The 13,553-nt window shown below is 69.1% G+C and carries 12 protein-coding genes; 4 read left to right on the top strand and 8 right to left on the bottom strand.

Annotated features, from left to right (window positions below):
* Positions 1-20: 20 nt before the first annotated feature.
* From DYS74_RS16345 to trmB, 7 genes are all read right to left on the bottom strand, one after another.
* Positions 21-1,040, bottom strand: coding sequence for an LLM class flavin-dependent oxidoreductase (locus tag DYS74_RS16345; RefSeq protein WP_121534741.1), 1,020 nt, complete (start codon positions 1,038-1,040; stop codon positions 21-23).
* A 210-nt stretch (positions 1,041-1,250) separates the two neighbouring features.
* The gene (gene rpsA / locus DYS74_RS16350) at positions 1,251-2,930 is read right to left on the bottom strand and encodes a 30S ribosomal protein S1 (RefSeq protein WP_121534742.1); all 1,680 of its coding nucleotides are present in this window, start codon (positions 2,928-2,930) and stop codon (positions 1,251-1,253) included.
* 157 nt (positions 2,931-3,087) lie between these two features.
* A complete protein-coding gene (locus tag DYS74_RS16355) occupies positions 3,088-3,582 on the bottom strand; it encodes a BLUF domain-containing protein (RefSeq protein WP_121534743.1) in 495 nt (164 codons plus the stop codon).
* Positions 3,583-3,644: 62 nt separating this feature from the next.
* Entirely contained in the window at positions 3,645-4,232 is a 588-nt protein-coding gene (locus tag DYS74_RS16360) for a hypothetical protein (RefSeq protein ID WP_121534744.1), read from the bottom strand.
* A 36-nt stretch (positions 4,233-4,268) separates the two neighbouring features.
* Positions 4,269-4,853 (bottom strand): (d)CMP kinase, encoded by a 585-nt coding sequence (locus DYS74_RS16365; protein WP_121534745.1) that lies wholly within the window; start codon positions 4,851-4,853, stop codon positions 4,269-4,271.
* Positions 4,854-4,974: 121 nt separating this feature from the next.
* Positions 4,975-6,321, bottom strand: a complete 1,347-nt coding sequence (gene aroA / locus DYS74_RS16370; RefSeq protein WP_121534746.1) for a 3-phosphoshikimate 1-carboxyvinyltransferase — start codon at positions 6,319-6,321, stop codon at positions 4,975-4,977.
* 108 nt (positions 6,322-6,429) lie between these two features.
* On the bottom strand, positions 6,430-7,158 hold the full coding sequence (gene trmB, locus DYS74_RS16375; RefSeq protein ID WP_121534747.1) for a tRNA (guanine(46)-N(7))-methyltransferase TrmB: 729 nt from the start codon (positions 7,156-7,158) through the stop codon (positions 6,430-6,432).
* Between the two features lie 135 nt (positions 7,159-7,293).
* Between trmB and lexA the strand changes: the two genes are divergently transcribed.
* Positions 7,294-7,986, top strand: a complete 693-nt coding sequence (gene lexA, locus DYS74_RS16380) for a transcriptional repressor LexA (RefSeq protein ID WP_121534748.1) — start codon at positions 7,294-7,296, stop codon at positions 7,984-7,986.
* On the opposite strand, the gene DYS74_RS16385 is transcribed toward lexA, so the two are convergent.
* The gene (locus DYS74_RS16385; RefSeq protein WP_183077571.1) at positions 7,980-10,103 is read right to left on the bottom strand and encodes a ComEC/Rec2 family competence protein; all 2,124 of its coding nucleotides are present in this window, start codon (positions 10,101-10,103) and stop codon (positions 7,980-7,982) included. The two genes, lexA and DYS74_RS16385, sit on opposite strands and share 7 nt — an antisense overlap.
* Before the next feature lie 121 nt (positions 10,104-10,224).
* Between DYS74_RS16385 and gltX the strand changes: the two genes are divergently transcribed.
* From gltX to DYS74_RS16400, 3 genes are all read left to right on the top strand, one after another.
* Entirely contained in the window at positions 10,225-11,625 is a 1,401-nt protein-coding gene (gene gltX, locus DYS74_RS16390; protein ID WP_121534749.1) for a glutamate--tRNA ligase, read from the top strand.
* A 75-nt stretch (positions 11,626-11,700) separates the two neighbouring features.
* Positions 11,701-12,996, top strand: coding sequence for a citrate synthase (gene gltA / locus DYS74_RS16395; RefSeq protein ID WP_121534750.1), 1,296 nt, complete (start codon positions 11,701-11,703; stop codon positions 12,994-12,996).
* A 74-nt stretch (positions 12,997-13,070) separates the two neighbouring features.
* Positions 13,071-13,490, top strand: coding sequence for a DUF1284 domain-containing protein (locus DYS74_RS16400; RefSeq protein WP_121534751.1), 420 nt, complete (start codon positions 13,071-13,073; stop codon positions 13,488-13,490).
* Positions 13,491-13,553 lie beyond the last annotated feature (63 nt).

Genomic DNA, 13,553 nt, shown 5'->3' on the forward strand with positions numbered 1-13,553 from the left:
GGATGCGGCAGGCTGCGCGCTCAGCGCCAGCCAAGCGCCGGGGCGACATGCGTCAGGATGCTCTCGATCACATGGGCGTTGTAATCGACGCCGAGCGAGTTCGGCACCGTCAGCAGCAGCGTGTCGGCTTCGGCAATCGCCTCGTCGCGCTTCAGCTGCTCGACCAGCTTGTCGGGCTCGTCGGCATAGGAGCGGCCGAAGATCGAGCGCTGCCGCTCGATGAAGCCGACCTGGTCATCCTCGCTGCCGCCACGGCCGAAATACATCCGGTCCTCGTCATTCGTCAGCGCGAAGATCGAGCGGCTGACCGAGACGCGCGGCTTGCGCTTGTGGCCCGCGGCCTTCCAGGCCTCGCGATAGGCGCGGATCTGCTTGGCCTGCTGCACGTGGAAGGCCTCGCCGGTCTCGTCGTCCTTCAAGGTCGAGCTTTGCAGGTTCATCCCCAGCATCGCCGCCCATTCGGCCGTCTTGTTCGAGCCCGCGCCCCACCAGATCCGGTCGCGCAGCCCCTCCGAATAGGGCTCGAGCCGCAGCTTGCCCGGCGGGTTCGGGAACATCGGCCGCGGGTTCGGCTCGGCAAAGCCATGGCCCTCGATCATCTGCAGGAAGGCCTGCGCGTGCCGGCGCCCCATGTCGGCGTCGGTCTCGCCCTCCTCGGGCGCATAGCCGAAATAGCGCCAGCCCTCGATCACCTGCTCGGGGCTGCCCCGGCTGATGCCAAGCTGCAGCCGGCCGCCGCTGATCAGGTCGGCGGCGCCCGCCTCCTCGGCCATGTAGAGCGGGTTCTCGTAGCGCATGTCGATCACGCCGGTGCCGATCTCGATCTTCGAGGTGCGGGCGGCGACGGCCGACAGCAGCGGGAAGGGGCTCGCGTGCTGACGGGCGAAGTGGTGGACACGGTAATAGGCGCCATCAAGGCCGAGCTCCTCGGCCGCGACGGCGAGGTCGATCGCCTGCAACAGCGCGTCGCCGGCGGTCCGGGTCGCCGAGCCACGCTGCGCCGACCAATGTCCGAAGGACAGGAAACCGATATTCTTCATCGCATTGCTCCTCGGGCAGCACAGGCGGGGGCTTGACCCCTGCCCGGTCCCGTTCGGCACATAGCTAGTCACTGCGCCCCCGGCTTCGCAACCGCGGTGAGTGTTTGCCGAAGCGCAGCCACTGTGCACGCCCCGGCAGGCAAAAGAAAAACCCCGCCCTTTCGGGCGGGGTTTCCGGGGTGGGGCCGAAGCCCCTGCCCGTATCGCGGATTACTCGCGGCTCTTGAGCGCAGCGCCCAGGATGTCGCCGAGCGAGGCGCCCGAGTCGGACGAGCCGTACTGTTCCACGGCTTCCTTCTCTTCGGCGATCTCGCGCGCCTTGATCGACACGCCGAGCTTGCGGGTCTTGCTGTCGACGTTGACGACGCGCACGTCGACATGGTCGCCAACCTGGAACCGCTCGGGGCGCTGATCGGCACGGTCACGGGCGAGGTCCGAACGGCGGATGAAGGACTTCATGCCGTTGTATTCGACCTCGATGCCGCCGTCTTCGATCGCGGTCACGGCAACGGTGATCACCGAGCCGCGCTTCACGCCGTCAACCGCATCCGAGAAGGTGTCGGCGTCGAGCGCCTTGATCGAGAGCGAGATACGCTCTTTCTCGATGTCCACCTCGGTGACCGCGGCCTTGACCACGTCGCCCTTGCGGTAGTCCTGGATCGCTTCCTCGCCGCGCTTGTCCCACGACAGGTCGCTGAGGTGCACCATGCCGTCGATGTCGTTGTCGAGGCCGATGAACAGACCGAATTCGGTGATGTTCTTGACTTCGCCTTCGATCATCGAGCCGACCGGATGGGTCTCGGCGAAGACTTCCCACGGGTTGCGCATGCACTGCTTGAGGCCGAGCGACACGCGACGCTTCGCGGTGTCGATCTCCAGCACCATGACGTCAACCTCCTGCGAGGTCGAGACGATCTTGCCGGGGTGCACGTTCTTCTTGGTCCAGGACATTTCCGAGACGTGAACGAGACCCTCGACACCGGCTTCCAGCTCGACGAACGCGCCGTAGTCGGTGATGTTGGTGACGCGGCCCTTGTGCACCGAACCGATCGGGAACTTGGCTTCGACCGAATCCCACGGATCGTTCTGCAGCTGCTTCATGCCGAGCGAGATGCGGTGGGTTTCCTTGTTGATCTTGACGACCTGGACCTTGACGGTCTCGCCGATCGACAGGATCTCCGACGGGTGGTTCACGCGGCGCCACGCCATGTCGGTGACATGGAGCAGACCGTCGACACCGCCGAGGTCAACGAACGCACCGTATTCGGTGATGTTCTTGACCACGCCGTCGACCACCTGGCCTTCGGTGAGGTTCGAGATGACCTCGGCGCGCTGTTCGGCACGCGACTCTTCGAGGATCGCACGACGCGAGACAACGATGTTGCCACGACGACGGTCCATCTTGAGGATCTGGAACGGCTGCTTGAGACCCATGAGCGGGCCGGCGTCGCGCACCGGGCGCACATCGACCTGCGAACCGGGCAGGAAGGCCACGGCGCCGCCGAGATCGACGGTGAAGCCACCCTTGACGCGGCCGAAGATGGCGCCTTCGACGCGCTCTTCGCTGGCATAGGCCTTCTCGAGACGGTCCCAGGCCTCTTCGCGGCGGGCTTTCTCGCGCGAGATCACGGCCTCGCCACGGGCGTTCTCAACGCGGTCGAGGTACACTTCCACTTCGTCGCCGACGGCGATCGAGGGGGCCTCGCCCGGGTTGGCGAATTCTTTCAGGTCGACGCGGCCTTCCATCTTGTAGCCGACGTCGATGATGGCCTGGCCCGCCTCGATGGCGATGACCTTGCCCTTGACGACCGAACCCTCCTGGGGGGTGTCGATCTCGAGGCTTTCGTTGAGAAGGGCCTCGAATTCTTCCATGGTAGCTTTAGCGCACATGCGTTTCAGTTTCCTTTGCGTGTGTTTCACTGGCCTGACGGTTGGCTCCGCCGGTCTTTTGTGGATACGCCGAGGCGGGTGCAGACAGGCGTCTGCCCCCTTCGGTCGGGGCCATATAGGCGCAATTCGCCTGTGGGGCAAGGAGTTTCGGCGCCGTTCAGGCGCTCGCGTCGAGGCGGGCGAGCCAGGCCGCCTGGTCCTCGCCCGGGCTTCGGGCATGCGGGAAGGCCGAGCCGTAGCGGCGCACTTCCTCGGCAGCCTCGACCATGCGCGCAAAGACCGCCCGGCTCTCCCCGGCCGACAGCGGCGGGCGGGCCCCGTCCGGGTCGAGATCGGCGCCGAGTTCGAGGGCGAGGAAATGGTCATAGCCCATCGACCAGTCCGGAAAGGGCGAGACCGCCTCGTCGGGCTCCTCGAACAGCAGGTCCAGATCCCGGTGGCGCGGGTCTGCGGCGATCCGCGCCATCAGCGCGGCGATCTCGCCCGCGGGCCCGTGCAGCGCCTGGAAGAACTGGCCGTTCGCGCGCCACAGATAGCCGGTGATCCCCGCCGCCGCGTTGTGGCGCAGCGCGACGCGCAGGATGTCGAGGTCAGAGGGGTCGAAATCGGCCCGGGCCGGAATGCTTCGATAGAGCAGGCGCGTGAAGCCCATGATGTCCCTCTGCTTTCACGCCCCAGTGATAGCCGATCGCGGCGCCAAGGCAAGGACCGGGCTCAGCCCGCATCGTCGCAGAAATGGCTGCGCAGATCATAGCGCGGCGCGGTGAAGGGGCCGGGCTCGCGCGGATCGCGAAGGCCATGCGGGTGCTGTCGCGCCCAGGAGCGCGAGAGGCTGTCGGGATCGAGCGCGCGGCGCTGGCACAGGCCGATGTCGCGCAGAACCGGGCTTGCGCCGCGCAGATCGATCAGATGGCCGCTCTTGCGCGCCGCGCCCTCGGTCTGGAAGACCAGCGGCTCGGGCAGCGCGATGACCTCGGTCGCGGCGCCGAAAAGCCCGTCCTCGCCCTGCCAGTCCTGCCCCTGCGCGTCGCGCCCACGGGCGAATGTCAGCGCCCAGCGACCGGGCGGCACCAGCACGCGGAAGAAAGCGCCGCCGCGGACATAGGCCGCCAGCACCGCCTGCCCGGTCGCGGGGTCGGAGAGCTGCAGGTAAAGATCGGCCCCCGGATCGCTCTTCACCTGCAGCGGCAGGGTCAGCGGCAGGCCGGAGTGGTTCCACATCAGCCCCGCCGGGCGCTCGATCGCCGCCGCGGGCAGGGCCAGAAGGAGAAGCACGATCACAAGGGACAAGCGGCGCATCATCGTCGCATCATGCGCCTGCCCCGCGCGCTTGTGAAGTCAGCCGCGCAGCCTTTCGATCTGCGCGACCGCGGCAGCCACCGCCTCCTCGATCGTCATCTCGGAGGTGTCAAGCACCATGGCATCCGCTGCGGGCCGCAAGGGCGCATCGGCGCGGTTCATGTCGCGCGCGTCGCGCTCCCTCACCTCGGCCAGCACCTGGCGCTCGTCGCCACCGACCTCGAGCCAGCGCCGATGCGCGCGCACCTCTGGCGAGGCGGTGACGAAGAGCTTCACCTCGGCCTCGGGGCAGATCACCGTGCCGATGTCGCGCCCGTCGAGCACCGCGCCGCCCTCGCGCCGGGCAAAGCCGCGCTGGAAGTCGAGAAGCGCCTGCCGCACCTCGGGGATCACCGCGACGCGCGAGGCCGCCTGCCCGGCTTCCAGCGTGCGCAGGTCGGCGCGCGCCAGATCCTCGGGCGTCAGTCCGCGCGCCGCGTCGACCGGGTCACCGCCCTTGACGCCCACGGCGCGGTAAAGCGCTCCGGTGTCGAGATGGGCAAAGCCGAAGCGGTCCGCCACGGCGCGCGAGATCGTGCCCTTGCCCGCCGCCGCCGGCCCGTCGATCGCTACGGTGAATCTCATGGCGTTCCCCTCAGTTCCGGCCTCGCTGTCGCGTCCGAGCATTTGACCCAAGAAAAGGCCAAGGTGCAAAGACCCCCGGCTTTTCCTTGCCCAAAGACTCCCGCCGGAGGCGTCCTTGCTTTCAGCCTTCGCGGACGATCTCGGCGCCGAGCCCGCGCATCAGCGGCTCGAACACCGGGAAGGAGGTGGCGATCGGCGAGCCGTCGTCGACGGAGATCGGCGCGCGCGACGCAAGGCCCAGCACGAGGAAGCTCATCGCGATGCGGTGGTCGATGTGGGTGGCGACGGTCGCGCCGCCCGGCACGCCATCGGGGCCGAGGCCATGCACGATCAGCGTGTCGTCATCTTCCTCGACGGTGACGCCGCAGGCCTCGAGCCCGCGCGCCATCGCGTCGATGCGGTCGCTTTCCTTGACCCGCAGCTCGTGCACGCCACGCATCACCGTGGTGCCGCGCGCGCAGGCCGCCACCGCCGCCAGCACCGGGTATTCGTCGATCTGGCTTGCGGCGCGTTCGACCGGCACCTCGATGCCGGTGAGTTCGGAGAAGCGCACGCGCAGGTCGGCGACGGGCTCGCCGCCCTCCTCGCGCTCGTTCTCGAAGGTGATGTCGGCGCCCATCTCGCGCAGGGTCAGGAACAGGCCATTGCGCGTCGGGTTCTGGCTGACGCCGGGGACAAGGATGTCCGAGCCCGGCACGATCAGCGCCGCACAGACCGGGAAGGCGGCCGACGACGGGTCGCGCGGCACCGCGACGGTCTGGCCGCGCAGCTCGGGCTGGCCGGTCAGGGTGATGCGATTGCCCTCGGGCGTCGCCTCGACGCTGACCTCGGCACCGAAGCCGCGCAGCATCCGCTCGGTATGATCGCGGGTCGCGGTCTTCTCGATCACCACGGTCTGGCCGGGGGCGTTGAGGCCGGCGAGCAGCACCGCAGATTTCACCTGAGCGGAGGCCATCGGCGTCGCATAGGTCACCGGCACCGGCTCGGCCGCACCGACCACGGTCATCGGCAGCCGGCCGCCGGCGCGGCCATAGGCCCGCGCGCCGAAAAGCGCCAGCGGATCGGTCACCCGCCCCATCGGCCGCTTGCGCAGCGAGGCGTCACCGGTGAAGGTCGCGGTGATCGGCGAGGTCGCCATCGCGCCCATGATCAGCCGCACGCCGGTGCCCGAATTGCCGCAGTCGATCACGTCGGCGGGCTCGGCGAAACCGCCCACCCCCACGCCCTCGACCGTCCAGGCGCCCGCGCCCTCGCGCGTCACGCCGGCGCCGAAGGCCGCCATCGCCTTCGCGGTGTCGAGCACATCCTGCCCCTCGAGCAGGCCGGTGATTTTCGTGGTGCCGACCGACAGCGCGCCAAGGATCAGCGCGCGATGCGAGATCGACTTGTCGCCGGGCACCTCGGCCACGCCGGAAAGCGCGGCGCTCTTGCGCGCGGTCATGCGGATCGGATCGCCGTGGCCGGACATGGAAACCTCCCTGAAAGATCGGCCCCTGTTAGCGCAGCGCGCGCGCCCGCGAAAGCCCCCGGCCGGCGCGCGGCGCAAAATGCCGCCCCGCCGGGGCCCGCGGCGCGTTCAGAGCCGGCGGAAGGTGGCGTAATCGGGGGTGCGGCCCTCGCGCAGAGCCTTCTGCTCGTAGCGGGTCGAGATCCAGTCGCTCCAGGGCGTGCCGGAATGGGCGACAAGCTCGAACCCCGCCTTCGGCACCTCGCGCAGGGCCTGGGCCATGTAGCTCGGAATGTCGGTCGCGACGCGGAACTCGGCACCGGGCGCCATCACCCGGGCAAGCGGCACCAGATGCTCGGCGGTGACGAAGCGGCGGCGGTGGTGGCGCCGTTTCGGCCAGGGGTCGGGATAGTTCAGGAAGGCCTTGGCGATGCAGCCCTCGGGCAGCACGTCCATCAGGTCGCGCGCGTCGCCCGGATGCACGGCCAGGTTCGTCACATCGGCGGCGCGGATCTTGCCGAGCAACATCGCGACGCCGTTGATGAAGGGCTCGGCGCCGATGATGTTCACCTGCGGATAGCTCGCCGCCATGTGCACCAGATGCTCGCCGCCGCCGAAACCGACCTCGAGCCAGATCGGCGCGTCATTGCCGAAGATGGTGGCCGGGTCGATCACCTCGCGCGCCGGGTTCTCGGCCCGGGTGATGCCGCGCGGGCGCAGGCTGTCGAGATCCTCGCTCAGATAGGTCTTTTGCGAGGCGCGCATCGTCTTGCCGCGGATGCGGCCGTAGAAATTGCGCCATTCGGGCCGGCTCGTGTCGCCGTCCGCTGCCTCGGGATGTTCGCTCTCGTCGCTCATGGCCGGCCTCTAGGGCGGCGGCGCGGGCCGGTCAAGCCCCGCGGACAGCGGCGCCGGGCAAATCTTGACCGCAGCGCGGAACGGCGTTAGAACTTAATGTGAACTCACCGCGAACAAAACCGGGATGCACCGCCGATGCTGACGCGCAAGCAAATGGAATTGCTGGATTTCATCCAGAAGCGGGTGGCGCGCGACGGCGTGCCCCCCTCCTTTGACGAAATGAAGGACGCGCTCGAGCTGCGCTCGAAGTCGGGGATCCACCGGCTGATCACCGCGCTCGAGGAACGCGGCTTCATCCGCCGCCTTGCGCACCGGGCCCGCGCGATCGAGATCGTGAAGCTGCCCGAGGCGATGGAGACCGCAAGGCCCGGCTTCACGCCGCGGGTGATCGAGGGCGAGAAGGTGGCACCGCCGCGCGCCGCGCAGCCGGTCGAGGCGGTGCATGCGCTCGAGCTGCCGGTGATGGGGCGGATCGCCGCCGGCGTGCCGATCGAGGCGATTGCCGAGATCTCGCATCACATCGCGGTGCCGGGCTCGATGCTGTCGGGCCGGGGCGAGCATTACGCGCTCGAAGTGCGGGGCGATTCGATGATCGGCATCGGCATCAACGACGGCGACATCGTGGTGATCCGCGAACAGGGCACGGCCGACAACGGCGACATCGTGGTGGCACTGGTCGACGGGCACGAGGCGACGCTGAAACGCTATCTGCGCCGCGGCGCGATGATCGCGCTCGAGGCGGCGAACCCCGAGTACGAGACCCGGATGCTGCGCGAGGATCAGGTGAAGGTGCAGGGCCGCCTTGTCGGGCTGATCCGCAGCTATTGACGGCGCGGGCCCCCGGTCCAGCGCCGCGCGCCCTGCCCCGGCCCGATCTGCCGGCCATCCACGGCAAAGGCCACACCGCCCGCGCGCAGCCTGTCACGATCCCAGATCTCGCAGCCCGCGGGGGCCGGATCGGGCGCGGAAGCCGCCAGAATGACAAGGGCATCGCCGTGGCAGGCGGCGCTCAGCGCCGCGAGCGCGCCGGTGCCGCTCAGATGCACCACGGCGCGGCCGTTCCAGGTGCCGACGCGGGCGCCGCGCGGGCCGGTGAACCCCGGACGGGCGGCCGCGGCCTCGGGCGTGCTCTCGTCGCCATCGGCCTTGAGCCAGCTTTCGGCGACGAAGGCGGCACCGGGTTTTGACAGCGCCCGGCCCTCTGCGGTCGCCAGCCCGACCAGCGCCCCCTCGGGCGCGATCAGCAGCGCGGGCCGCACCGCCGTGCCCCACAGCCCCGCCGCCACGGCCATCGCGGAAAGCCCCGCAACGCGCGGCAGCCCGCGCGCCAGAACCGCCACCAGCGCGCCAAGCGCCAGCAACGGCAGCACCGCGGCGGGCGGCGCCGGCACGGCGATCACCGCACCATCCAGCGCCGCGACCCGCTCGGCCACAAAGATCATCCAGCGCGTGCCCTGCTCCATCACCCACAGCGCCGGCGCGGCCAGGCCAAGGGGCGCCAGCAGCGCCGCGATCACCCCCGCCGGCATCACCAGCGTGCCCATCACCGGCACCGCGAGCAGGTTCGCCAGCAGCCCGTATTCCGCCACCCGGCCGAAATGCAGCGCCGCGATCGGCGCCGTCGCCGTGCCCGCAACCAGCGAGGTCAGCACCAGCATCGCCACCGGGCGCACCAGCCACGGCAGGAGCGGCGCGATCCGCGCCCAGGGGCCGAAGGCCAGCACCAGCGCCACGGTCGCCGCGAAGGACATCTGGAAGCCCGGTTCGGTCAGGCTTTCGGGTTCGAGCACCAGCAGCACCAGCGCCGCCAGCGCCACCGTGCGCAGCGAGATCGCGCGCCGGTCGAGCAGCACCGCCAGCAGCATCACCGCGGTCATCAGCCAGGCGCGGGTCGTCGCCACCTCGGCCCCGGCAAGCCACAGGTAGACGGTCGAGGCCACCAGCGCCACCAGAGCCGCGATCTTCTTCACCGGCCAGATCAGCGCGAAGGGGCCGACGGCGGCGAGGCCATAGCGGAGCGCCGCAAAGACAAAGCCCGCCAGCATTCCCATGTGCAGCCCAGAGATCGAGATGATGTGATAGAGGTTCGCCGCCCGCATCACCGCATTCGTCGCCTCGGAAATCCCCGACCGGTCGCCGGTCATCAGCGCCGCGGCGACGGCCCCCGCCTGCCCCGGCATCCGCGCCTGCATCGCCGCCGAGAGCCGCATCCGCAGCCGGTGGCCGGCCAGCGCCCGGTCGTGCGGATCGGGGGGCGCCACGCGCAGCACCGGGCCGCGGGCGAAACCGACCGCGCCCAGCCCCTCGAACCAGGCCGTGCGGCGAAAATCCCAGGCGCCGGGTTCGACGGGCGGCGCGGGGGGCTGCAGGTTCGCGGTCAGCATCACCCGTTCGCCCGGTTCGGGCAGCGCCGCGGTCTCGGGGCGCAGGGTCACGCGCACCATCGCGGGGCTGCGGTCGGGGTCGATGTCGGTCAGCTGCACCGCGTCGAGAGTCAGCCGGATCCGGTCGCGCGACGAGCGGTCGACCGCCAGCACCCGCCCCTCGACCGGGCCGTCATAGCGAAAGGGCAGCACGGGGGCGGCGACGGCCCCGGCGCGGGCCTCGGCCAGAAGCACCCCGGCCGCCAGCAGCGCCAGAAGGGCCGCCGGAAAGCGCAAGGGCTCCGCCCCGCGCGCCCAGATCAGCAACGCAACGACGGCAAGCGCACCAAGCCCCCAGATCACCCCTGCGGGCGGATCAATGGGCGCGGCGAACCACGCCCCGATGCCCGCGCCAAGCGCCACCGGCGCCCAGAGCGGCAGGTCGAGCCGCGCCCGCACCAGCGCCCCCGCCGGATCCTCGAGCCCCGCGCCAAGCGCCCGCAGCAGCCCCGCCCACAGCGCGGGGGCCGGCAGGCGCGCCGGTGCGCGCCCGGTCGTGATCGCGCTCCCCGGCTCGGACACCTTGTTTCTCTGCCCCTCCGCGCTTAGACAGACGCCGAAGATCAGCCTAGTGGCTGCATGGTTTACAGATCGTTAACAACGCCCCTCCCGGCGCCCGCCGGACCGGGCGAGAAAGGCCCCGATGTCGCAAAAGATCGTCACCCGCTTCGCCCCCTCGCCGACCGGCTACCTGCATATCGGCGGGGCCCGCACGGCGCTGTTCAACTGGCTGTTCGCACGCGGCCATGGCGGCACCTTCCTGCTGCGCATCGAGGACACCGACCGCGCCCGCTCGACCCCCGAGGCGACGGCGGCGATCCTGAAGGGGCTCGAGTGGCTCGGCCTCGACTATGACGGCGAGGTGGTGAGCCAGTTCGAGCGCGTGCCCCGCCACGCCGAGGTGGCGCGCGAGATGCTCGCGCGCGGCGCGGCCTACAAGTGCTTCTCGACCCAGGAAGAGATCGAGGCGTTCCGGGAAAAGGCGAAGGCCGAGGGCAGCTCGCAGCTGTTCCGCTCGCCCTGGCGCGACGCCGATCCCTCGACTTATCCGGATGCGCCCTATGTGATCCGGCTGAAGGCGCCGCGCGAGGGCGCGACGGTGGTGCACGACAAGGTGCAGGGCGACGTGACCGTGCGCAACGATCAGCTTGACGACATGGTCTGCCTGCGCTCGGACGGCACGCCGACCTACATGCTCGCCGTGGTGGTCGACGACCACGACATGGGCGTGACCCATGTGATCCGCGGTGACGACCATCTGGTGAACGCGGCGCGGCAGATGCAGATCTATCTCGCCATGGGCTGGGACGTGCCGGTCTATGCCCATATCCCGCTGATCCACGGCCCGGACGGCAAGAAGCTGTCGAAGCGCCACGGCGCGGTCGGGCTCGAGCAGTATCAGGCCATGGGCTATCCGGCGGCGGGGATGCGCAACTATCTGGCGCGACTCGGCTGGAGCCACGGCGATGATGAATTCTTCACCGACGAGCAGGCGAAGAGCTGGTTCGAGCTGGAAGGAATCGGCCGTTCGCCGGCGCGTCTCGACTTCAAGAAGCTCGAGAACATCTGCGGCCGGCACATGGCTGTGGCCGATGATGACGCGCTGATGCCGCAGGTCGCAGGCTATCTGGAGGCTGCAGAGCTGCCCGCACTGACCGAAATGCAGGCAAAGGGGCTGCGCGCGGCGATGCCCTATATCAAGTCGAGCGCGAAGACCTTCCCGCAACTCATTGAAAAGGCTCACTTCGCCTTGGTTCAGCGGCCGATCGACGTGGACGAGAAGGCGGCAAAACAGCTTGATCCGGTATCCCGTGGTATACTGAAAGAATTGACGCCGCGCCTGCAAAATGCTAGCTGGACGCGCGACGATCTGGAGGCCATCGTGAAGCAGGTTGCGGAGGAGAAAGACCTCGGGCTCGGCAAGCTGGCCTCCCCCCTGCGTGCCGCACTTGCGGGGCGGTCGGTGACCCCCGGCGTGTTCGATATGATGTATGTCCTGGGCCGGGAGGAGACCTTGGCCAGGGTGAACGATCAGGTGGCCTGAGGGCGGGCCGCCTCTCCGGTGAAACCGGACCCAACAGACCGGCGCGCCCGGCCGGACGACAGGAAAGGGAAGCTCATGGCTGACACGAAACGAACTGCCACACTGACGCTCGACGGCAAGACCTACGAGCTGCCGGTTCTCTCGCCCTCCGTGGGTCCGGATGTTCTCGACATCCGCAAGCTCTATGGCCAGGCCGATGTCTTCACCTACGACCCCGGTTTCACCTCGACCGCCGCCTGCGAGTCGGCGATCACCTATATCGACGGCGACAAGGGCGAGCTGCTCTATCGCGGCTATCCGATCGACCAGCTGGCCGAGAAGTCGCATTACCTCGAAGTCTGCTATCTGCTGCTGAACGGCGAACTGCCGACCCGCCAGCAGATGGAGGACTTCGAGTACCGGATCACCCGGCACACGATGCTGCACGAGCAGATCCAGTATTTCTTCCGCGGCTTCCGTCGTGACGCCCACCCGATGGCGACGATGGTCGGCGTCGTCGGCGCGCTCTCGTCCTTCTACCACGACAGCCTCGACATCAACGATCCGTGGCAGCGCGAAGTGGCCTCGATGCGCCTCATCGCCAAGGTGCCGACGATCGCCGCCTGGGCCTACAAGTACTCGATCGGCCAGCCCTTCGTCTATCCGCGCAACGAGCTGAGCTACGCCGAGAACTTCCTGCACATGTGCTTCTCGGTTCCGGCCGAGCCCTACAAGGTGGAACCGGCGCTGGCGAAGGCGATGGACCGCATCTTCACCCTGCATGCGGACCACGAGCAGAACGCCTCGACCTCGACCGTGCGTCTGGCCGGCTCCTCGGGCGCGAACCCGTTTGCCTGCATCGCGGCCGGCATCGCCTGCCTCTGGGGCCCGGCGCATGGTGGGGCGAACCAGGCCTGCCTCGAAATGCTGCGCGAGATCGGCACCGTGGATCGCATCCCGGAATTCATCGCCCGCGCCAAGGACAAGAACGATCCCTTCAAGCTGATGGGCTTCGGTCACCGCGTCTACAAGAACTTCGACCCGCGCGCGAAGGTGATGAAGGAATCGGCCGACGAGGTGCTCGACCTGCTCGGCATCCACGACAACCCGACGCTCCAGGTCGCCAAGGAGCTCGAGAAGATCGCGCTTCAGGACCCCTACTTCATCGAGAAGAAGCTCTATCCGAACGTCGACTTCTACTCGGGCATCATCCTTGAGGCCATGGGCTTCCCGACTTCGATGTTCACGCCGATCTTCGCGCTGTCGCGCACCGTCGGCTGGATCTCGCAGTGGAAGGAAATGATCGGCGACCCCACCGGCAAGATCGGCCGTCCGCGGCAGCTCTATACCGGCGCGACCTTCCGCGACTACGTCGACGTCGACGCGCGCTGAGGGGCACGCAAGCCACTCGAGGGCCGGGGATTTCCCCGGCCCTTCGCATATCTGCCCGAACCTCCGAGCCCGCGATGTCCGACCGCCCGCTGCGCTACCGCCCGCATCATTTCCTGTGCTCCCTGGGTTTCGAGGGGAAGGGCTATTCCGACGCCTTCACCGCCAACATGACGGCGATCGTCATGGGCCGGCTGCGCACCGAGGCGGGCCCGGCGGTCGAGATCGAGGTGACGGCGGCGGCCGACGACATCTGCGCCCCCTGCCCGGCGCGGCGCGGCGAAGGCTGCGACACCGCGGCGACGATCGACCAGCTCGATGCCGCACATGCCCGCGCGCTCGGCCTGACGACGGGCGACCGGCTGAGCTGGGGCGAGGCGCTCGACCGGATGCGCGCACTGCCGGCCGAGGCGCTGAGCGAGATCTGCGCGCCCTGCCAGTGGCTGCGCTACGGCATGTGCCGCGCCGCCCTCGCCCGACTGCAATCAGACAGCTGAGACCGCAACAGGATGCCGCAGGCGCGCCCGCGCGAAATGCTTGCGCGCCGCCTCCCCCTCTGG

Origin of the sequence: Paenirhodobacter hankyongi, assembly GCF_003664585.1 — a bacterium.
Lineage (GTDB): Bacteria > Pseudomonadota > Alphaproteobacteria > Rhodobacterales > Rhodobacteraceae > Rhodobacter > Rhodobacter hankyongi.